Below are 20,502 nucleotides of genomic sequence, written 5' to 3' on the forward strand. Positions count from 1 at the left end.
GTGCTCCGGATTTCACATCGTCTGAACAGTCAGATGTCACATCGCCGCCGCAGCCGCGGCCGCTGAATCGTCGCGAGCGCAGAGCGCTGGAATTCGCACAGCGCGAAGGCCAAGCGCCAGCTGCAGAAGGAGAGGCCGCACCGGGCGCGATCAAGAGCGACAGCGCTGAGATTGGCAACGTCGAAGCTGGCAGCGCCGAGATTGGCAACGTCGAAGCTAGCAATGACGAAGCTGGCGTCGATGTTAGCAATGCCGAGGCGGGCGCCGCCGAAGCTGGAGCCACTGAGACTGGCTCTGAAGATGCAGCAGCGAAGCCGCGCGCAGCGAAGCGAGCCGCGCGGGATGGCGAGCGATCAGAGCGACCAAGCGAAAGCCGCCGGCCGCGAGAATTCGCTGGCCGCAGCGAAGGCTCGGAGCGACCAGCACGCAGTCGAGGCGACGACGAAGGTCGCCCATCGCGTCCTCGTAGCAGCGAAGGCGAAGGCAGATTCGCCCGCGGTCCGGGCGGGGATGACGATCGGCCGCGTCGTCGGGGCGGCGACGAAGACGTCGAAACGTACCGCATCGAAGTCGGCCACGCGCACGGCGTGAAGCCGGGCAACATCGTGGGCGCGATCGCCAACGAAGCTGGCCTGGAAGGCAACCGCATCGGCCGCGTCACCATCCGTGACGATCACAGCTTCGTAGATCTGCCCGCCGGCATGCCGAAAGAAGTCTTTCAGCAGCTACAAAAAGTCCGCGTAGCCGGTCAGCAGCTGCAGCTCAGCCGAGCCCTGAAAACGCACGTGGAAAAGCTCCGACGCGAGCGCCCGAGCGCGCCGAAATTTCGGGCCAACGTCGATTCCAAGGGAGTGAGACCCAAGTCACGTAGCGCTCGCGACACGCCTCGTCGCCGCTGACACTGACCACCGAGCAGCCCCCGCATGACCTGCCACGGCATGCGGGAAGCTCTATAAAAACAGGCAAAAGCGCGCTAATCAAAGCGTGCGAAGCGCCGAAATAAAACTGTGACGCACGCCTCACCGGAACAGCGTCACAGCTAACAACCAACAAACAATGTTTGTTTCCTAAGCGCCGCAGTCGTCTGGCGACGGCGACGTTGCTGCTAATCGCAGACAGGATTGAGTATCCGCCGGGGGAGGTTATGCTCCATCCCGCGTCAAGACATTGGGTGCCTCTCCGATGGGTAAGGAGCGGCGAACGACCGAAAATGGCATCCAGTGATCGATAACAGGGTTCGCAGGGAATGCGAATGCCGCAGCGGGTCGAGGATGTCTGAAACATTCTTCGTCTGACTGAAATCAGGTGACAGCCGTGCCGGCTGCGCGTGTGTGCGTGCAGTCATCGGCCTCGCCACCTCGAATGGAGCAATCGAGGCTCGCTACCGTCAAGGGCAAACCCGTCGAAAGTCGGGGACGCAAAGCAACCGGTCTAAAAGGGCTCACGCCCTCAGACAGCGGGGCTGCCAAATTAGCGAGAGCAAACTGTGTCTACCAAAGACACGGTGCGTTCTATGTGTACGCAAGTACACCGATGATTTGTGGGCTGCTGCTGCAGCGGCCCAGTCACGCCCTTGGAAATTCACGTCGTGCGCACCAGCGCCGGCAGATGTATCAAGGGCTGTCAGATGCAGAAGGCGATTTTTGGTAAGTGGTTGCAGCGTGGTGGCTTGGTTGCGTTGGCGATGACCGGTCTCATGACCGCCGGTTGCGGCGGCGGTGGCGGTGGTTCCAGCGGCAGCAGCAGCGCAACCAGCAGCAGCGGCAGCGGTAATGCCGCTCCCACGATTTCCGGTACGCCGGCTACGCAGGCCGCTGTTGGCAGCACCTATACGATGACGCCGCAAGCAACCGATGCCGACGGCGACACGCTCGCCTTCTCGATTCAAAACAAGCCGAGCTGGGCGCAGTTCAACACCACCACCGGTCAACTCTCCGGCACTCCATCTGCTCAGGGCACGACGGCTGGTGTGGTCATCACCGTCAGCGACGGCAAGGCCAGCGCTTCGTTGACTGCGTTCTCGGTCACTGTCGGCGCTGCCGGTTCCTCGGTGGCGCAGACTGCTTCGGGTGCGAGCGTTGCTCTGTCTTGGGAAGTGCCGACTCGCACCGTCGAAGGCGCCACGTTGCAGAATCTGTCGGGCTATCGCATTCATTACGGCAAGAACCAGAATGCGTTGGTGAACGCCATCGAAGTGCCGAGCGCCGGCTTGAACAGCTTCAGCGTGCAGGACCTGCCGGCCGGCACGTATTACTTCGCAGTGCGCGCAGTGACCGCCACTGGCGAAGAGAGCCAGCTCTCGAACGTGATCTCGCGCGTGGTCAGCTAGTAGTTATAGATCGGGCCGCAGGGCATGCAGCAATGACAGCAGCACTGGCGTCGTGAGCGACGCCAGTCCGGTCGACAACACCAGACTGCTGGCGATGGTGCTCTGGAGCGTGCCGAACTGCATGGCCATCATGTAAACGTTCACTCCGATCGCGAGTGACGACAGCAGCACCACCACGCTGGTTTCCAACGGCGGCAGATTCAACAGCACCGCCAGGCCCCACACCACCAGCGGCTGCACCAATAGTTTGATGACGCAGATGGTCAGGCTTTGATTCAAGCCCTGACGAATACCGTACTCGGCCAGCCCCATGCCGAGCACCAGCAAAGCCAGCGGTGCGGACAGTTTGCCGATGCCGGCCAGCGTCACATCGATGAAGCCGGGCAGTTTGATGCCGGACCAGCCGACCAAGGTGCCGGCGACGATGGAGGCGACCAGCGGATTTTTCAGCACGCTGAGTGTGGTCTTGCCAAAGCCGCTCATGGTGAACGAGCCGTGCCGCGCCCACTCGACAGAGATGGTCACCAAGGTCCACAGCGTCAGCGCATTGAACACCAACACCAGCGCGACTGAAGGCATCGCCTGTTCGCCGAGCGTCAATTTCGCAATGGGCACGCCGAGCAGCACGTTGTTGGAAAACACGCCGGCCAGCGCGAACACCGATTGGGCCACGCCATCGAGTTTGAATACGCGCGCCGACACGAAGCGGCCGATGAAGAACACGAGCAAGCATCCGCCGAAGAATGCGATCAGCAGGCGAGCATCGACGGGCGGCAATTGCGACAGGCCCGTCATCATATGAAACAGCAGCGCCGGCAGCGCCACCATGAACACCAGCTTGGAGCCGAGCTCGGTCCATTCCCGCCGCCAGCGCCACTTGGCAATCACATATCCGGCAAAGACGATGACGAATAGCGGCGCGGACAGCCGGAAGAACTGCCAGAACTCACTCATTCAATTCGCGGCAGCTCCGGCGATGTAGCGGTCGACTTCGCGGCCCAGTAATTCCAACGGTGCCGTACCGGTGCGCAAGACGACGTTATGGAATTGTTGGGGCAAGAACTTATCGCCGAGCGTGGTGCGCGCCCGATCTCGTAGCTGCAGAATTTCCAGCTGACCGATCATATAAGCGCACGCCTGGCCGGGCATCACCACATAGCGCTCGATCTCGCTGGCCTCGATGCCGTAATCGATGGCCTGCTGACGAGTCCATTTCTTGGCGTGCAAGCCGGTGTCTACGACCAGCCGACGTGCGCGAAACAACTGCGCATCCAACATGCCGAGCAGGCCTTCGGGATCGCCTTCGTACCAGCCGTTCTCGGCGACCAGTCGCTCGGCGTACAGCGCCCAACCTTCGGACATGGCGGAAATGCCGCCGAGTACTCGAGCCTGGCGAAACTTAGGCAGGTCGGTGTTTTCCTGTTCGATGGCGATTTGGAAATGATGGCCGGGCACGGTCTCGTGATACACCAGCGTGCGCAGACCGAGCTTGGTCATGCGCTCAGGGCGCAACGGCATCTGGAAAATCGCCGAGCGTGAACCATCCAGCGGCGCGCGATTGTAGTTGGCCGCAGCGCTGGCTTCGCGGAAGCGAGGAAACGGTTGTGCGATGACGGGTGACTTCGGTTGCAGGTCGAACAGCGCCGGGCTGCGCTTGAGCGCATCGGCGATGAAGGCATCGATGTCCTGCATGATTTCGGCGCGGCTCGAATCCGACGTCGGGTCTTCATAAGTCAGATCGGCTCGCAGTTTCTTGATGCGCTCGGGCACCGACCCTTGGGTGCGACCGAGCTTACGGAAAATGACATCCATCTCGGCTTCGATGCGGGCCACTTGTTGCAAGCCGATTTGATGAATCTCTTCGGCCGTGAGCTTGGTGGTGGTGTATTGGCCGAGCGCGAATGCGTAAGCCTGATCGCCGCCCTGGAAACGCCACAGGCCGGCGTCGTTGCTGGTGTTGGGCAAAATACCTTCGAGCAAGGCAATCGCGCGACGCCAGGACGGATACACCTGCTCAGTGACGATACGAGTGGCTTGACCTTGCAACTCGGAGCGTTGCGACGAACTCAGGCCTTCGATGGTCTGAATGCGCTGAGCGAAGGCAGTGACCAGCGGATTCTGTGCCGGGGCCACATCGCTGAACGCGCGCATCTGCGTGAGCGTGGTCTCGACGATGAACCGTGGCGGCAACATTTTCTTGGCGATCAGCTGGCGCGCTTCGCTGACGGTTTCGTCCATGCGCGTGCTGAGTTGCTTCATGCGGGCCACATAGTTGGCGGCATCGCCGGGCTTGGTGAGCGGATGACGTAGCGTCAGCGATTCCACCAGGCCGACGTTGGCACCGCTGAATTGATCCAGCGGAAAGTCGAAGTCCAGGAAGGCTTCTCGGGCCACGATGCTTTCCAGCTGCCATTGCATCAGCTCGGCCGACACGCGCTGCGACTCGTTCATCTTGCTACGGTCGAACTTCTGCAAGTCGGCGAGTCCGCGCTTGGCGCGTTTGATGCGATCGAGCGTGTAGGCCCGGGTGCGAGGGGTGAGTTGCTGTTCCAGGACGTTCTGTTCGTCGCCGGAGAAGTAGCGGGCGCTGGTGGCCAGATCCGGATCGGCGCGCACCCATTCATCGGTAAAACGAGCGAAAAAGCCGTCGACCGGCGAGCGGCTGGGCGTGGCGGCCTGATTACTGGCCGGCGCTTGATTGGCCTGACTGACGGGAACGTTCAGCGCCAGGCACGGCAGCAACGACGAGTAGGCCAGCACGGCGAGCAGCTTGGTTCTCTGCATTTCTTACGGTCCCCAGCAGTTCAGTTCACCGGTCACGATGCCATAATGTGCCGGGCTTGTCACAGGAGCTGGCCGTGAGCAAATCGTTGCGCGTCGTTGCAGTCGCTGTTCTGCCGCTGTTGCTTGCGTCGTTGCCGGCCAGCGCCGCAGGCAAGAACAGCGCCGCCGGCAAGACCATGGCCGATGTGCTGGCGGCGTCCAAGCCGTCCGACTGGCGACCGCTCGATCCGAACAACACTTTGTATATGGATCTGCCGGCAGGTCGTATCGTCATCGAGTTGCAACCGGAGTTCGCGCCCAAGCACGCGGCCAACTTGCGGGCGTTGGCGCGGGCCAAGTATTTCGACGGCCTGGCCATCACGCGTTCGCAGGACAACTATGTCGTGCAGTGGGGCGATTCGAACGCGAACAAGCCGCTCGGCGAGGCGAAGAAAGCGTTGCCGCCGGAGTTCATTCGTCCAGCGGCGGGGCTCAAATTCACGGCACTGCCCGATCCGGATACTTATGCCGCACAAACCGGATTTGTGAACGGCTTTCCTGTCGCTCGCGAGTCCGAGCAAGGGTCAGCGTGGTTGGTTCATTGCTACGGCATGGTCGGCGCAGGTCGCGACAACGATGTGGGTAGTGGTAGCGGCGCCGAGTTGTACGTCGTCAGCGGCAACGCGCCTCGCAACCTAGATCGGAACATCACGCTGGTGGGTCGAGTGCTACAGGGTATGGATGTGCTCTCGACCATGCCTCGCGGCAAAGGCGCGATGGGCTTTTATCAAAAGCCCGAAGAGCGCACGCCGATTACTCAAATCAAGCTCGCGGCCGATGTGCCCGCGGCCGAACGAGCCAATCTGGAAGTGCTGAAAACCGACACCCAGACCTTCACCGACCTGGTGGAGTCGCGCCGCAATCGGCAGGACGAGTGGTACAAAGTTCCTGCCGGCCGCATCGACGTTTGTAACGTGCCGCTGCCGGTCAGGAAGGCCAAGTAATCAACCCTTGGTGAGTTTGCGGTCGTCCAGGTCCAGCGAGCGACCGATGATTTCGCGCATGATCTCGTTGCTGCCGGCGAAGATGCGGCTGATGCGAGCGCCGGTGTACAGCCGCGAGATCGCATACTCATCCATGTAGCCGGCGCCGCCGTGCAGCTGCACGCATTCGTCGACGACGCGACCTTCCAGCTCGGTGGTGAGCAACTTGGCTTCAGCAGCCGTGACGCTGTCCAATCGGCCGGCGTTGTGTTCCAGCACGCATTGATCGATGAAGCATTGGAGCGCGTCGATCTGGGCCTGCATATCCGCCAATTTGAATCGCGAGTTCTGGAACGTGCCAATGGGCTGGCCGAAGGCGCGACGTTCTTTGACGAACTCCAACGTGAGCTCGAACGCCGTGCGTGCCGCCTGCAATGAACCCACCGAGGTGATCAAGCGCTCTTCGGCCAGAAACGTGGTCAGATATTTAAAGCCGTTGCCGGGCTCGCCGAGCACATTGCTCTTGGGCACCTTCACGTCGTTGAAGAACAGCTCCGAGGTGTCCTGCGCCTTCAGGCCCATCTTTTTCAGATTGCGGCCGCGCCGAAACCCTTCCATGCCGCGCTCGACGATGAACAAGCCGAGTCCATGCTTGCGTGTAGGATCGGTGCGCGCAGCAACGATGAATACGTCGCCTATCTGTCCATTGGAGATGTAAGTCTTCGAGCCATTCAATAACCAGTGATCGCCCTTATCTTCGGCGCGCGTCTTCATGCCGGCCAGGTCGCTGCCCGCGCCGGGTTCGGTCATGGCGACGCCAAGAATGGACTCGCCGGTGGCGCACTTGGGCAACAGCCGGGCCTTTTGCTCCGGCGTGCCGAGGTGACCGATGTACGGCGCCACCAGTCGCGAATGTAACGTCATGAAGAAACCGCTCTCGCCCCAGCGGCCGTTCTCTTCGATCAGGATCTGTTCGTAACGAAAGTCCGAGACCCCGGCGCCGCCATGTTCCGGTGCCGCCCACATGAGCAAAAAGCCTTGCTCGCCGGCTTTCACAAAGGCTTCGCGATCCACTGCGGCTTGTTCGCGCCAGCGCTCCCCGTGCGGGCCGATTTCCTTTTGAAAGAAACGGCGCGCCGATTCGCGAAACTGTTCGTGCTCGGGTTCGAAGATGGTTCTGCGCATGACGTTACCGAGGAGCTATTAGCGAGCAGCCATGCGAATGGCGCCGTCGAGTCGTACGGCTTCGCCATTGAAGTAGCTGTTGCGGCACATTTCGAGCGCCAGCGACGCGAACTCCTCCGGCTCGCCCAGGCGCTTCGGGAACGGTACCGAAGCGGCCAGCGCCGCTTTGACGTTCTCGGCTGCGCCTTGCATCAGCGGTGTATTGAAGATGCCCGGCAGAATGGTGTTGACGCGGATGCCTTCGTTCATCAGGTCGCGTGCGATGGGCAACGTCATGCCGACGATGCCGGCCTTCGAGGCCGAGTACGAGGCCTGGCCGATCTGGCCATCCTGTGCGGCCACCGACGCCGTGTTCACGATCACGCCACGCTCACCCTGGGCATCGAGCGGATCCAGCGACAACATGCCGGCGGCCGATTTGGCGATACAGCGGAACGTGCCGATCAGATTGATCTGGATGATTTTGTCGAAGGACTCGAGCGGGAAATGTTTGATCTCGCGCGTGGTCTTGTCGCGGCTCGCGGTCTTGATGGCGTTGCCGGTGCCGGCGCAGTTGATCAGGATGCGTTCTTGACCGATGGCGGCGCGCGCCTTGGCGAAGCCGGCGTCGACATCGGCGTCCGAAGTCACATTGACCTTGCAGAACACCCCGCCGAGTTCTTTGGCCAGCGCTTCACCCTTTTCGACATTCATATCGAACAGAGCCACTTTGACGCCGAGCGCAGCCAGAGCACGAGCGGTGGCAGCACCCAAACCGGAAGCACCGCCAGTGATGACGGCGGCAATGGAAGAGTCGAGTTTCATAGTCGTCCTTTAAACAGGCCGGTCCACAAACAAGCCCGGCTCATAAACAAGTCCGGTTCACCCCCGGAGGGGGTGAACCAAACTCAATTACAACCGCTCGATGATGGTCACATTCGCCATGCCGCCGCCTTCGCACATGGTCTGCAGGCCGTAACGCTTGTTGCGTGCCTTGAGTGCGTAGATCAGCGTCGACATCAGCTTGGTGCCCGAGCCGCCGAGTGGATGACCGAGCGCGATGGCGCCGCCGTTGACGTTGAGTCGCGCCGGATCGGCACCGGTGGTTTGCAGCCAGGCGATGGGCACGGGCGCGAACGCTTCGTTCACTTCGAACAAATCGATGTCGTCGATCTTCATTCCCGACTTTTGCAGCGCGCGCTGCGTGGCCGGCAGCGGTGCTTCGAGCATGATCACCGGATCGTGGCCGATCACGGACATGTGATGAATGCGCGCCAGCGGTTCCACGCCCAGCGTCTTCAAGCCTTTCTCATTGACGATCAGCACCCCGGAGGCGCCGTCGCAAATCTGGCTGGCGGTGGCGGCAGTGACGCGGCCACCTTCCTGCAACAGCTTCACGCCACGAATGCCTTCGATGGTGCCGTCGAAACGAATGCCTTCATCGACGGTGTGCAGTTCTTTCTTGCCGTCGGCCAAGGTCACTTCGATGGGTACGATTTCCTGCTCGAACGCGCCGGCACGAGCGGCAGCGATGGCGCGTTGATGCGAGCCGAACGCGTACTCGTCGAGCTGGTCCTTGGACAAGTTGTATTTCTTGGCGATCATTTCCGCGCCCAGAAACTGACTGAACTCGATGCCGGGATAACGCTTCTTGATGGCTTCGCCATTGGGCGAGCCGAAGCCGTTCTTGGCCGGCAGCACGATCGGCAACCCCATGGGCACGCGGCTCATGCTTTCCACGCCGGCGGCAATCACGATGTCATGCACGCCGGACATAACTGCTTGCGCGGCGAAATGAATCGTCTGTTGCGACGATCCGCACTGCCGATCCACCGAGGTGGCCGGCACGCTTTCCGGCAGCTTGGAGGACAGCACGGCGTTGCGCGCCACGTTGCTGGACTGTTCGCCGGCCTGACTGACGCAGCCCATGATCACGTCTTCGATCAGCGCCGGGTCGGCCTGGACGCGCTCGACCAATGCATCCAGAACCTTGCCGGCCAGATCCGCCGGATGCCAGCCGGACAAACGGCCGCCTTTACGACCTCCCGCCGTACGGGCGGCCGCGACGATATACGCAGTGCTCATGAAATCCCCTCGCAATGTGGACGCCAGCGGCGCGTGGCCGGTAACGGTGCGCCATTGGACGCTATCGGCATGAATTAATCAATCGCTTAAAGAATATGACAATCGCTGTGACGACAGCGATGACGGCGCGGTGTTTGCGGTACGATGTGGGCCCTCCGCTCGCCTCGATTGCCCAGAATGTCCAGCGTGCCAGCCCGAGCCCCGGTCAAAGACAGCTCCCGCCCGCCTCGCCGCCGTAAAGCCGGCCGCATCGCGCGGGACGCCGTGCCCAGCGATTTCAATGCGCGGGAAAAGCTGCTCGATACCGCCAGCAAGCTGATGAGCGATCGCCACGGCATCAATGTTTCCTTGAGCGAAATCGCCGCGCACTCGGGCTTGAACTCGGCCTTGGTCAAGTACTACTTCGGCAACAAGGAAGGCTTGCTGGTGGCACTGGTGGACCGCGATGCCGCGGTCGAGTTACAGCGGGTGCGCAATCTGCTGGAACTGGACATGTCGGCCTCGGAAAAACTCCGCGTGCACATTGCCGGCATCATCAACGGCTTTTTCCGTCGGCCGTATTTGAATCGGCTGATGCATTCGTTGCTGGATCAGCGCGAGGCCGAGACCAGCAGCGGGCGGCACATCGCTCGCGTGTTCATCCGGCCGTTGATGGAGCTGCAACAGCAGCTGTTGGAGCAGGGCATCCAAGCGGGCGAGTTCAAGCAGGTCGAGCCGGTGTTGTTCTACGTGAATTTGCTCGGTGCCTGCGATCACCTGTTCAACGCGCGTTATGCGTTGCAATCCATCGTCGGCGGCGCGGGTGTGACCGATGCCGTGCGTGAGCGCTACATCGCCCATGTTTATGACATTTTCGTCAACGGGCTGCGCAACCAGCTGCCCGAGTCCCAGGGCACGGCCCCGAAAGCGGCTCCGAAAGCGTCCAAGCGCAGCCCGGCCAAGCCCCGTCGCTGAGCCTTCGCGTCACCGCCTCGCGTAAGAGTTGAGTGCGGCAACGACCTTCGCCACACTCCAGCTCTGTCGCGAGGAACTATAACTATGGCTGATTCCGCGTTCCCCTCTCGCCGCCCGGGCCGTTGGCTGGTGCGAGTGCTGGTGTTCATCCCGCTGCTGGCCCTGGTCATAGGCGGCGCCTGGACCTGGTTCACCCTGAGCTGGTCCTATTCCGAAGGCGAGCGCGCCGGCCTGCTCCAGAAATTCTCCCGCAAGGGTTGGCTCTGTAAGACGTATGAGGGCGAACTGGCTTTGTACATCGTGGGCGGCGTGGCGCCGGAGATCTGGCATTTCAGTACCCGCGATCCGGAGCTGGCCAAACAATTGTCCTCGGCCGTGGGCCGGCAGATCCGGCTGCACTATTCGGAGCACCGGGGCGTGCCCACCAACTGTTTTGCCGAGACACCGTACTTTGCCGACAGCTTCACGCTGGTGTCGGCCGACCCGCAGCCTTGAAGGAATCAGTCATGAGCACCGTTTACGATTTCTCGGCCAACAGCCTCGACGGCAAACCGGTGGCGCTGCGTGAGTACAGCGGCAAGGTGTTGTTGGTGGTGAACACCGCCAGCAAGTGCGGCTTCACGCCGCAGTACGAGGGGCTCGAAGCGCTCTACAAGCAGTACCAGGATCGCGGCCTCGCGGTGCTGGGCTTTCCCTGCAATCAGTTCGGTGCCCAGGAGCCGGGCAGTGCCGATGAGATCGGCAGCTTCTGCCAAAAGAACTATGGCGTCAGCTTCCCCATGTTCGAGAAAATCGACGTGAATGGCGATACGGCTCATCCGTTGTATCGCTGGTTGAAAAGCAATGCCAAGGGCTTGCTCGGCAGCGAAGCCATCAAATGGAACTTCACCAAGTTTTTGATCGACCGCCAGGGCCAGGTGGTCGACCGGTTCGCGCCGACCACCAAGCCCGAGGACCTGAAAAGTAACGTCGAGGCGCTTCTATAGCCGGGGTCGTATGGGGTCGGTGGTCAAAGTCGTGTTGCGTTGGGCTGCGGTCGTGGCCTGTGTCGCCGCGCCGCTGTCGGTGCAGGCTGCGGAAAAACCGTTGTGGGAATTTGGCATGGGCGTCGGTGCCATGGCGTTCCCCGACTATCGCGGTTCGGATGAACTGAATGTGTATCCGGTGCCGCTGCCGTACTTCGTGTATCGCGGCAAGTTTCTGAAGGCCGATCGCGAAGGTCTGCGCGGCGAGCTGTTCGATAAGCGCTACCTCGAGCTGAGCTTGAGCATGAACGCCACCATTCCGGTGAGCAGCGATGACAACGACGCGCGCGACGGCATGCCGAACCTGCGGCCGACCTTGGAATTCGGACCGTCGCTGGATGTGCATCTGTGGCGCTCGGCGGCGCAGGACATGAAGCTGGATCTGGTGATGCCGTTACGTGTGCCCATCACCTTGGAAGGCTCGCCCAAAAGTTTGGGTTGGAATTTTTCGCCGCGCTTGAATCTGGACATCGCCAATTTCGTCGCCCCGGGTTGGGATTTCGGAGTCGGCGTGGGCCCGCTGTTCGGCGCGGCTCAGTATCACGAATATTTCTATTCGGTGGCGCCACGCTACGCCACTGTCGAACGGCCTGCCTACGAGGCGCGCGGCGGCTATTCAGGGACGCACGTGATTGCCGCTATCTCCAAGCGCTTCCCGGGCTGCTGGGTGGGCGCGTACATGCGTTACGACAATCTGCATAACGCCGTGTTCGCAGACAGCCCGCTGGTGCGGCAACAAAACTATGTGACCGGTGGCATCGGCATCGCTTGGATGATCGGCAAATCCAAGCGCATGGTCGAAGTGGATAACGACGAATAGCACTGAATACGCTCACCCTCTGCAGCAGAGGGCGAGCGTCATGCGTCTCATCAATGACGTTGCGCTGACTGCGAGTGTTCGCCGCCCGGGCGCGAAATCCCGCCCAGTGCTTCGCCGGCCTCATCCGAGGCTTCATCGTCGATGGCCAGATCGCCTAACGACAGGATGCCCACCAGCCGCTTGTTACGATCCAGCACCGGCAAGCGGCGCAGCCGCTGCTCGCCCATATTGCGAGTGACTTCGTCCACCGTCTGGTCTTCGTAGCAGTACTTGATCTCGTTGGTCATGACCTCGCTGATTTGAGTGTCGGCATCCCTGCCTTCGGCAACCGCGCGAACTGCGATGTCCCGGTCGGTAATCATGCCCACCAACCGGTCGTTGTCCTGGACCGGCAGTGCGCCGATATCGAGCTCGGCCATCAAGTGTGCGGCCTCGCGAATGGGCTGGTCCGGGCGGACCATACGGACGTCTCGAGTCATGGCATCGCGGATTTTCATGGCTGTCTCCTCGAAAGCGGGTCGACGTGGGCTGTGGGAAACAACTCGTCAGTAGCGACGCGGTTCCTCGGCCGGAAGCGCATGCACTACACTGCGAGCACCGCATTTCACTGCTGTTCGCACGCGTCAGGAAAGTCGCAGATGCCGCTATCACCGCCTTCGCGTTTGGAAAGTCCCGCCGGCTTGACGGCCGAGTTGTTGGCCAACGGCGCCGTGCGGCGCATGGACCACTGCGACACCATCGTCAATCTGTTCATCGGTAACGAGTTGGAAGGCAGCGTGGCCAATCTGTACCTGCGCCGGTTGAATACCGACGCGGTGCAGTACCTGGAGCTGCTCGGACCACGCAGCCCGACCGTATTCACTCGTTCAGCCGACAGTTGGGTGGGCCGCGGCGAGTGGTCCGGTATTCGCTACACGGTGCAGCTTCGCTTGGCGGCTGCGGCCCCGGCTTGGTTCTGGCAAGTGAGCCTGGAAAATTCTGCAGGTTCGGCTCAGCACGTCGACGTCATTTATGTGCAGGACGTGGCGCTGTCGCCGTACGGCACGGTGCGGCTGAACGAGTTTTACGTGAGTCAGTACGTCGACCACACGCCGCTGTTGCATGCAAAGCACGGTCATGTGGTGGCGTCTCGGCAAAATCTTTCTGCCGGCGGCCGCAATCCCTGGTGTGTCATCGGTTCGTTGCGACAAGGCGCGAGCTTCGCGACCGATGCTCTGCAGGTTCATGGACTGGCGACGCGCGCCGGCGAACAACCCATCGGCATTCTGCAAGGCTTGCCGACGCGCCGGTTACAGCACGAACACTCGCTGGTTGCGATTCAGGATGCGCCATTGCAGATCGCACCCGGCGAGCGGGTCAGCACGGGGTTCTTCGGTAGCTTCAGTGCCGATCATCCGGCGGCCACATCGGCCGTCGATCTCGCTGCGGTCGATAAGGTGCTTGATCTGCCCGAAGCTGCTCTTGCCGATATCGCAGCGACTGCCGGCGACGCTGCTGATGCCGGCACATTGTTCAGTCGCGCGCTACTGCTGAAGGCGCTCGATCTGCAGCGGGATGAGTTGGCGACGTTGTTCAATTCGCAGCGTCGGCACGAAGAAGCAGATGAGCGCGGCGAGGTGCTGTCGTTCTTCTACGAAGCGGATCGACACGTGGTCCTGCGCGCCAAAGAGCGGCGAGTGTTGCGGCCTCACGGACATCTATTGCGCTCCGGCCGTCACACCACGCCGGATGAGTTGGCGCTGACCTCCACAGTGTGGATGAACGGCGTGTTTCATTCGATGCTCACTCAAGGTCATGTGAGCTTCAATCGGTTGCTGTCGACCGTGCACAGCTATCTCGGCCTGTATCGTTCGCATGGACTGCGGGTGTTCGTCGAAGTGGGCGGTCAATGGCAACTGCTCGACATGCCGTCGGCGTTTGAGATTCAACCGGATGCCTGTCGCTGGCTGTACAAACATGCCGATGGTTTGATCGAAGTTCGCAGCGAGGCGCACGCTGAGCATCAGGTGGCATTGAACATCGAAGTGCGGGCAGGCGCGGCGGCGCGGTTCTTTGTTTCCAATCATGTCGCTTTGAATGGTGACGATGGCAGTCTCTCGGGCGAAGCGCGCTGGCGTTCGGAAGAGGGTGCCATCGTGATTCAGCCTGCCGAGGATAGTGAGCTCGCGAAACGATTCTCGCAGGGTGGCTTTGTCGTTACGCCGTCTACTGAACTGGAGCGCGTCGGCGGCGATGAGATGCTGTTCAGCGATGGCGGTTCTCGTCAGCAGCCGTATGTGTGCTTGGTGACTGCGGCGACCAAGTCGTTTGCTTTGACGATTCGCGGCAACCTGGTCGTTGAAAGTCCCGACGTCCCGAAGGCGAGCGGCGAGCAACTCGTCGAATTGTTAGGCGTTGAGGCGCCCGCTGGTAGCGCGCTGGCCGAGCAGGTCGGGCGGCTGGCGGAGATCGTGCCGTGGTTCCGGCATAACGCGCTGGTGCATTACCTGTCGCCTCGTGGCTTGGAGCAGTACTCCGGCGGCGGCTGGGGTACGCGCGATGTGACTCAAGGCCCGGTGGAAATGCTGTTGGCATTGGGTCATTTCCAACCCATTCGTGATCTGCTGATTCGAGTGATGCGAGCCCAGGCGCCCGATGGCGATTGGCCACAGTGGTTTATGTTCTTCGAGCGTGAGCGCGAAATTCGCGCTGGGGACTCACACGGCGATATCGTGTTCTGGCCCCTGCTTGCACTGTCGCAGTATTTGATTGCATCCGGCGATAGCTCGATTCTGGATGAGCCCGTGCCGTTCTTCTCTACCGGGCATGCGTTGCCGCCCGTGCCGCTATGGAAGCATGTGGAGCGCGCGCTGAAGGTCATCGAACGGCGCATCGTGCCAGGCACGGCGCTCGCTGCGTACGGCCATGGAGATTGGAACGACGCGCTACAGCCCGCCGATCCGAACATGCGCGAGCGGATGTGCAGCGCCTGGACGGTTACGCTTCATCACCAAGTACTGACGACGCTGGCGCAGGCGTTGCGAAGCATCGGTCGCGAGCAGGATGCGGCTCGTTTCGAAAGCTGGGCAGCGAACGTGAAACGCGACTTCCAGCATGTGTTGCTGGTGGATGGTGTGCTCACCGGCTATGCGCTGTTCGCAGAGAAGGGGCGCGAGAGCTATCTCTTGCACCCTAGAGATAACATCACCGGCGTTCGTTACAGCTCGCTGGCCATGATCCACGCCATCCTCGAGGATTTGTTCAATCCCGAGCAGCTGAAGCAACACCTGCGCTTGATCGACTTGCACTTGAGCGGGCCGGATGGCGTCAGATTGTTCGACCGGCCGATGAACTATCACGGCGGGCCGATGCGCTTCTTCCAACGCGCCGAGAGTGCCACGTTCTTCGGTCGTGAGATCGGGTTGATGTACATGCATGCGCATCTGCGTTACGCGCAGGCGCTGGCGAGAGTGGGCGAGACGGATCGATTCTTCCGCGCGTTGTGCCAGGTCAATCCCATCGGGATTCGCAGCTTGGTGTCGAGCGCGACGCCGCGACAGGCGAACTGCTACTACTCCAGCTCGGATGCGACGTTCGAAGATCGCTACCAAGCCAGCGCCGAGTATGAGCGTGTGGCTCAAGGCTCTGTGCCGCTCGATGGCGGCTGGCGGGTTTACTCCAGCGGCGCTGGCATCGGATTGGCATTGATCGTGCGACGGTTCTTGGGGCTCAGCATCGAGGCACGCGAGGTCACGTTGGATCCGGTGATTCCGGTGGCGCTGAATGGGTTGCGTGTTCGGCTGTCGCTGTTTGGGAAGTCGGTGACGCTGACTTATGAGATCGACGGTACCGGTTGGGGAGTGAGTGCAGTCAAGGTGAACGGACAGGATGTCGCGCTGACGCACGACGCGAATCCTTATCGCAAGGGTGCCGCGCGCATCGATCGCGCCTTGCTGACGGCCAAGCTCGACCGACCGGACAACAGCATTCAGATCAAGGTAGGCTAGTCCAACCAATACCAACACGCTCTCAGGGGCAGCGGACCCTGGCAAGCCAAAGAATATGAATCGACAAGTCGGCTGGTTGGAACGCATTTCTTTGCGTTGTTGCGCTTGGTCCGAGCGCTGGATTCCTGATGCGTATGTATTCGCGGTGCTGGGCGTGATCGTCGTGGCGATCGCAGCCATCGCGCTCGGCTCGCCGGTGACGCAGACGGCGAAAGCATTCGGTGACGGCTTCTGGAGCCTGATCCCGTTCACCATGCAGATGAGCTTCATCATCATCGGCGGCTATGTCGTCGCCAGCTCACCGCCTGCCGCTCGTTTGATCGACAAGCTCGCCGCATTTCCTCGCTCCGGTCGCGGCGCTGTTTGCTGGGTGGCCACGATCAGCATGATGTTCTCGCTGCTGCATTGGGGCTTGAGCATGATCCTCGGCAGCTTGCTGGTGCGAGCCCTGTCACGCCGCGACGATCTCGATATGGATTATCGAGCGGCGGCCGCTGCCGCCTATTTGGGAATGGGGTCCGTGTGGGCCATGGGGCTGTCTTCGTCAGCGGCGCAGCTGCAAGCCAATCCCGCGAGCATGACGCCCGCGCTGTTACAGATCACCGGCGTGATTCCTTTTACGGAAACGATTTTCCTGTGGCAGTCCATCGCACTGACGGCGATTCTCATGGCTATCACGCTGGTGATCGCGTGGTTGACCACGCCGCAGCGAGAGAATGCACAGACCGCGCGACGCTTGGGTGTCGTCGCTGAGCCGGCGGCACCGTCACTGGCGAGCGCGTCCACAACGCGCCCTGGCGAATGGCTCGAACACAGTCCGCTGCTCAATATCTTGATCGTTGCGCTGGGCGCGGCCTGGCTGGTTCAAGAGTTTCAAGCCAAGGGCGCGGCACTGGCCATCTCCAGCCTCAATACTTACAACTTTATGTTCGTGATGTTGGGCTTGTTGTTGTGCTGGCGGCCGCGCGTGTTTCTCAACTCCGTGTCGAACAGCGTGTCGAGTGTCAGCGGTGTGCTGATCCAGTTTCCGTTCTATGGCGGCATCGCGGCGATTCTGGTGTCCGCGGTCGGCAGCGATGGCCAGAGCATCGCGCATCACTTATCGACGTTCTTCGCTCAAGCCGCGACGCGCGAGACGTTTCCAATCGTGATGGGCATCTACTCGGCGGTGCTCGGCTTCTTCGTGCCGTCGGGCGGCGGTAAATGGATCATCGAAGCGCCGTATGTGATGCAGGCGGCCAATGAGCTGAAGGTGCATCTCGGCTGGGCGGTGCAGGTCTATAACGCCGCGGAAGCGTTGCCCAACCTGATCAATCCGTTCTGGATGTTGCCGCTGCTGGGCATTCTTAAACTGCGCGCTCGGGACGTGATTGGCTTCACGATGGTTCAATTCATCGTGCACGTCCCGGTGGTGTTGGCGCTGCTATGGGCGTTCGGGCTGACGCTCGAATACAAGCCGCCGGTGATGCCGTAGCTCCGAGCGTTATTCGAGCAGAGCGGCTCGAACCTTGTCCTGCTGAGCCGCTGTGATACCGGCGGTCTTGGCCAGGTAAGCCTCGACATCGCCGATCTGTTCGAAGGCAGCGTGCAGGAAGTCCGCGTCGGCGCTGAATAGAACGCGGCGCATGTCCTCGGGCATCGCGAATAGCGGGCTGTGTGTGTCCGTCACGCCGAGGTCGACCTGATGACGTGAGCGAATGAACTCTTCGAAGTTGACCGAGGAGTTGGTCAGCAAATAATCCTGAATGGCCGTTTCTTCCGGCACACCCAACGATCTAAGCAACACCGCCACGGCGATGCCGGTGCGATCTTTGCCCGCCGCGCAGTGAACGACCAGCGGCACATCGCCGTTGGCGATCGCAGAAAACATTCCACCGATGCGCGGGCCCATCCACTCCGGCAGCGCGCGATACAACGCGATCATCGTGTCGAACATTCCCTCAGCCGTCTTCGGGCGATCGGCAGCGTAAGTGCGAATCATGGGAGGCACGGCACCGTCGTCCCAGGACAAGCCATTCACGTCAGCATGCGGCCAGCGCGTCGGCTCGCGCTCGCGTTCTTCGGCGCGCCGCAAGTCACAAATGGAACGAACTTTTAATTCGCTGAGCGGTGCGTGGTCGTCGTCGGTGAAATAGGTGAGCACGCCGGCGCGATACACCTTGCCCCAGCGCGTGCTGGTGCCTTGTTGGGTGCGATAGCCGCCGATGTCGCGAAAGTTACAGCCGCCCTGAAAGGAGAGCACGCGTTCGCGCGAAGCGCGAACAGCCGAAGCCGATGAGGTCATGGAGACGCCTTAGCCGGGAGTGGGCGTCAGTGTCTCACAGCGACAGTCTGGGTTGTTAATGGGATGTCAGTGGGCGTGCGGCGACGGGGTGCCGGCCGGCTCGAGCACATACGCATCGGTGGCATCGGCGCGCAGGTACTGCGAGCCGCGTGTTTGATCCGGCGGCAATGGCGTAAAAATTCGCCAGGCTTGCGTAGGATTCAGTACCGCCCAGATCGGCGCGGCAATGCCGGGCCAGACGGTGGGTGTGTCCGGTATTTGGTCGCGCTCGCCTTCGACCTGCACCTCTTCGATATCTTCACGGAACGTGGCGGCTAAAATCTTGTTTAGCTGCTCGGAAGAAAACAGGTGAGTGATATTGGGCGGCCGCAGATCCATGGGCTTGTGCGCGACCTGCTTGGCGGCGGCGGGCGCTTTTTCCTCAGCCAGTGCCGTGCCGCTCAGTAAACCCCCGACGGCGAGTAACCCGACCACCCCAATCATTGGCGACACAGTCTGGGAGCGGGAGCGGCGAAGTGCGGCCATGGTGCGGTACCGGTTTGCGCTGGTGATCGAAACGCCCTTGATCCGCAGCCCCGGCTGCGATTAGTTTGCGCGGCCGACAGCACCGGACCATGAAAGTAAGAAGCAGTATGACGCCTGAAAGTTCCAGCTCCGATCAACCCCGTGTGGGCGCGCTGTCGCATCTTCGCGTGCTGGACATGAGCCGCGTGCTGGCCGGTCCCTGGTGCGGCCAGATCCTCGCCGATCTAGGAGCGGAGGTGATCAAGATCGAGCGCCCTCGGGTCGGCGACGACACGCGCAGTTGGGGGCCGCCGTATTTGAAAGATCGCGACGGTAAAGATACGCGCGAGGCTGCGTACTTTCTCGGCGCCAATCGCGGCAAGAAGTCGGTCACGCTCGACATTTCCAAGCCCGAAGGCCAGGCGGTGGCGCGCAAGTTGGCGGCGCGGGCCGACGTGCTGATCGAAAACTACAAGGCTGGCGATCTCACTCGCTACAACCTCGGTTACGAACAGCTGAAAGAGCTCAACCCCGGCCTGATCTATTGCTCCATCACCGGCTTCGGCCAGACCGGGCCGATGCGCCAGGTGGCGGGCTACGACTTCATCATCCAAGCCATCGGCGGCTTGATGAGCATCACCGGCGAGAAGGACGATCAACCCGGCGGCGGACCGCAGAAGGTCGGTGTGGCGGTGGCGGACATCACCACCGGCATGTATTCGACTGTGGCGATTCTCGCCGCCATCGTGAATCGTTCGCTCACTGGCCAGGGCCAGCACATCGACATGGCGCTGCTGGATTCGCAGGTGGCCATGATTGCCAACATGAATATGAATTACCTGGTCGGCGGTCGCGCGCCCAAGCGCATGGGTAATGCGCACGCCAACATCGTGCCGTATCAGGTGTTCGACGCGTCCGATGGCCAATTCGTGGTGGCGGTGGGAAATGACGGCCAGTTCGGCAAGTTCTGCGAGGCGGCCGGGCAAACGTTCCATCAGGATCCGCGTTTCCTGCGCAACGAAGATCGCGTGCGCAATCGTGACGTGTTGGTCCCGTTGTTGGCCGCGGCGTTGAAACAGCGAACCGTGGCGGAATGGATCGCGCTGTTCGAACCGCTCGGCATTCCGGTGGGCGGTATCAACAACCTGGCGCAGGTGTTCGAACATCCGCAAGTGCAGAGTCGCGGCATGAAAATCGAGCTGCCGCATCCGCAGGCGGGCACGGTGCCGATGGTAGCGAACCCGATCAAGATGTCGGGCACGCCGCTGCAGTATCAGTCGGCGCCGCCGCTGCTCGGCCAACACACTCACGAGGTGTTGACCGAGGCAGGGTTCAGCGAGACTGAGATCGAACAGTTAAAGACGTCCGGGACCATTTAGTCCCGGACAAAATCTCCTCTCTCGTGAAGAGGAGACAAGGGCCGCTTTACTGATACTCCTCGTTGCGATATTCCACAGCCACCTGATGCGTAGCCGGGAACGTGTGAGCGCAATGAGATACGTCGAAGCGCCAGTTGTGGAGCACGCTGCGCTGGGCGGCGCGGTCGAGCAGCACATGGCCGCTGGAGCGCTCGACGTCAGCGCGGGTGGCGTGTCCGTCGGCGTC

Annotated in this window: 19 protein-coding genes and 1 riboswitch; of the genes, 10 read left to right on the forward strand and 9 right to left on the reverse strand. The window is 61.4% G+C overall.

Annotated elements, in window-relative coordinates; genetic code table 11:
- Both JNL55_RS22080 and JNL55_RS22085 read left to right on the forward strand, forming a co-directional pair.
- Positions 1–899, forward strand: an 899-nt coding sequence (locus JNL55_RS22080) for a DbpA RNA binding domain-containing protein (protein ID WP_293858994.1), incomplete at its 5' end; no start/stop codon positions are given.
- A gap of 483 nt (positions 900–1,382) precedes the next feature.
- Positions 1,383–1,470, forward strand: a riboswitch (cyclic di-GMP riboswitch).
- A gap of 103 nt (positions 1,471–1,573) precedes the next feature.
- Entirely contained in the window at positions 1,574–2,329 is a 756-nt protein-coding gene (locus tag JNL55_RS22085; RefSeq protein ID WP_293858997.1) for a fibronectin type III domain-containing protein, read from the forward strand.
- Positions 2,330–2,332: 3 nt separating this feature from the next.
- Here the strand turns inward: JNL55_RS22085 and JNL55_RS22090 are convergent, their stop codons facing one another.
- Positions 2,333–3,283, reverse strand: a complete 951-nt coding sequence (locus JNL55_RS22090) for an AEC family transporter (RefSeq protein WP_293859000.1) — start codon at positions 3,281–3,283, stop codon at positions 2,333–2,335.
- Positions 3,284–5,113, reverse strand: coding sequence for a DUF885 domain-containing protein (locus JNL55_RS22095; protein ID WP_293859003.1), 1,830 nt, complete (start codon positions 5,111–5,113; stop codon positions 3,284–3,286). It abuts the gene before it with no gap.
- 176 nt (positions 5,114–5,289) lie between these two features.
- Here JNL55_RS22095 and JNL55_RS22100 point away from each other — a divergent pair, with 176 nt between their 5' ends.
- Positions 5,290–6,096 carry a peptidylprolyl isomerase gene (locus tag JNL55_RS22100; RefSeq protein ID WP_415923139.1) on the forward strand — a complete coding sequence of 269 codons (807 nt, stop codon included), beginning with the start codon at positions 5,290–5,292 and terminating at the stop codon, positions 6,094–6,096.
- On the opposite strand, the gene JNL55_RS22105 is transcribed toward JNL55_RS22100, so the two are convergent.
- The 3 genes from JNL55_RS22105 to JNL55_RS22115 form a co-directional block, all read right to left on the reverse strand.
- On the reverse strand, positions 6,097–7,260 hold the full coding sequence (locus JNL55_RS22105) for an acyl-CoA dehydrogenase family protein (RefSeq protein WP_293859009.1): 1,164 nt from the start codon (positions 7,258–7,260) through the stop codon (positions 6,097–6,099).
- An 18-nt stretch (positions 7,261–7,278) separates the two neighbouring features.
- Complete coding sequence (locus JNL55_RS22110; RefSeq protein ID WP_293859012.1) at positions 7,279–8,064, reverse strand: SDR family NAD(P)-dependent oxidoreductase; 786 nt, start codon at positions 8,062–8,064, stop codon at positions 7,279–7,281.
- 87 nt (positions 8,065–8,151) lie between these two features.
- Complete coding sequence (locus tag JNL55_RS22115; RefSeq protein WP_293859015.1) at positions 8,152–9,324, reverse strand: acetyl-CoA C-acetyltransferase; 1,173 nt, start codon at positions 9,322–9,324, stop codon at positions 8,152–8,154.
- A 186-nt stretch (positions 9,325–9,510) separates the two neighbouring features.
- On the opposite strand from JNL55_RS22115, the gene JNL55_RS22120 reads away from it, so the two are divergent.
- From JNL55_RS22120 to JNL55_RS22135, 4 genes are all read left to right on the forward strand, one after another.
- Entirely contained in the window at positions 9,511–10,278 is a 768-nt protein-coding gene (locus JNL55_RS22120; protein WP_293859018.1) for a TetR family transcriptional regulator, read from the forward strand.
- An 84-nt stretch (positions 10,279–10,362) separates the two neighbouring features.
- Entirely contained in the window at positions 10,363–10,773 is a 411-nt protein-coding gene (locus JNL55_RS22125; protein WP_293859021.1) for a hypothetical protein, read from the forward strand.
- Positions 10,774–10,784: 11 nt separating this feature from the next.
- Positions 10,785–11,264: a glutathione peroxidase gene (locus JNL55_RS22130; RefSeq protein ID WP_293859024.1), complete on the forward strand. Its 480-nt coding sequence runs from the start codon at positions 10,785–10,787 to the stop codon at positions 11,262–11,264.
- 10 nt (positions 11,265–11,274) lie between these two features.
- Positions 11,275–12,123: a MipA/OmpV family protein gene (locus tag JNL55_RS22135; RefSeq protein ID WP_293859027.1), complete on the forward strand. Its 849-nt coding sequence runs from the start codon at positions 11,275–11,277 to the stop codon at positions 12,121–12,123.
- A 50-nt stretch (positions 12,124–12,173) separates the two neighbouring features.
- On the opposite strand, the gene JNL55_RS22140 is transcribed toward JNL55_RS22135, so the two are convergent.
- Entirely contained in the window at positions 12,174–12,620 is a 447-nt protein-coding gene (locus JNL55_RS22140; RefSeq protein ID WP_293859029.1) for a CBS domain-containing protein, read from the reverse strand.
- Between the two features lie 141 nt (positions 12,621–12,761).
- Here JNL55_RS22140 and JNL55_RS22145 point away from each other — a divergent pair, with 141 nt between their 5' ends.
- The gene (locus JNL55_RS22145) at positions 12,762–16,109 is read left to right on the forward strand and encodes a GH36-type glycosyl hydrolase domain-containing protein (RefSeq protein WP_293859032.1); all 3,348 of its coding nucleotides are present in this window, start codon (positions 12,762–12,764) and stop codon (positions 16,107–16,109) included.
- Positions 16,110–16,164: 55 nt separating this feature from the next.
- Positions 16,165–17,583, forward strand: coding sequence for a short-chain fatty acid transporter (locus JNL55_RS22150; protein WP_293859035.1), 1,419 nt, complete (start codon positions 16,165–16,167; stop codon positions 17,581–17,583).
- A 9-nt stretch (positions 17,584–17,592) separates the two neighbouring features.
- Here the strand turns inward: JNL55_RS22150 and JNL55_RS22155 are convergent, their stop codons facing one another.
- Both JNL55_RS22155 and JNL55_RS22160 read right to left on the reverse strand, forming a co-directional pair.
- Positions 17,593–18,393 carry a tyrosine-protein phosphatase gene (locus JNL55_RS22155; protein ID WP_293859038.1) on the reverse strand — a complete coding sequence of 267 codons (801 nt, stop codon included), beginning with the start codon at positions 18,391–18,393 and terminating at the stop codon, positions 17,593–17,595.
- Between the two features lie 66 nt (positions 18,394–18,459).
- Positions 18,460–18,918 carry a hypothetical protein gene (locus JNL55_RS22160; RefSeq protein WP_293859041.1) on the reverse strand — a complete coding sequence of 153 codons (459 nt, stop codon included), beginning with the start codon at positions 18,916–18,918 and terminating at the stop codon, positions 18,460–18,462.
- 143 nt (positions 18,919–19,061) lie between these two features.
- Here JNL55_RS22160 and JNL55_RS22165 point away from each other — a divergent pair, with 143 nt between their 5' ends.
- On the forward strand, positions 19,062–20,276 hold the full coding sequence (locus tag JNL55_RS22165) for a CaiB/BaiF CoA transferase family protein (protein ID WP_415923140.1): 1,215 nt from the start codon (positions 19,062–19,064) through the stop codon (positions 20,274–20,276).
- Between the two features lie 46 nt (positions 20,277–20,322).
- On the opposite strand, the gene JNL55_RS22170 is transcribed toward JNL55_RS22165, so the two are convergent.
- Positions 20,323–20,502 (reverse strand): energy transducer TonB (locus JNL55_RS22170; RefSeq protein WP_293859047.1); only part of this gene is annotated, 180 nt, incomplete at its 5' end.

Origin of the sequence: Steroidobacter sp., assembly GCF_016790065.1 — a bacterium.
Lineage (GTDB): Bacteria > Pseudomonadota > Gammaproteobacteria > Steroidobacterales > Steroidobacteraceae > Steroidobacter.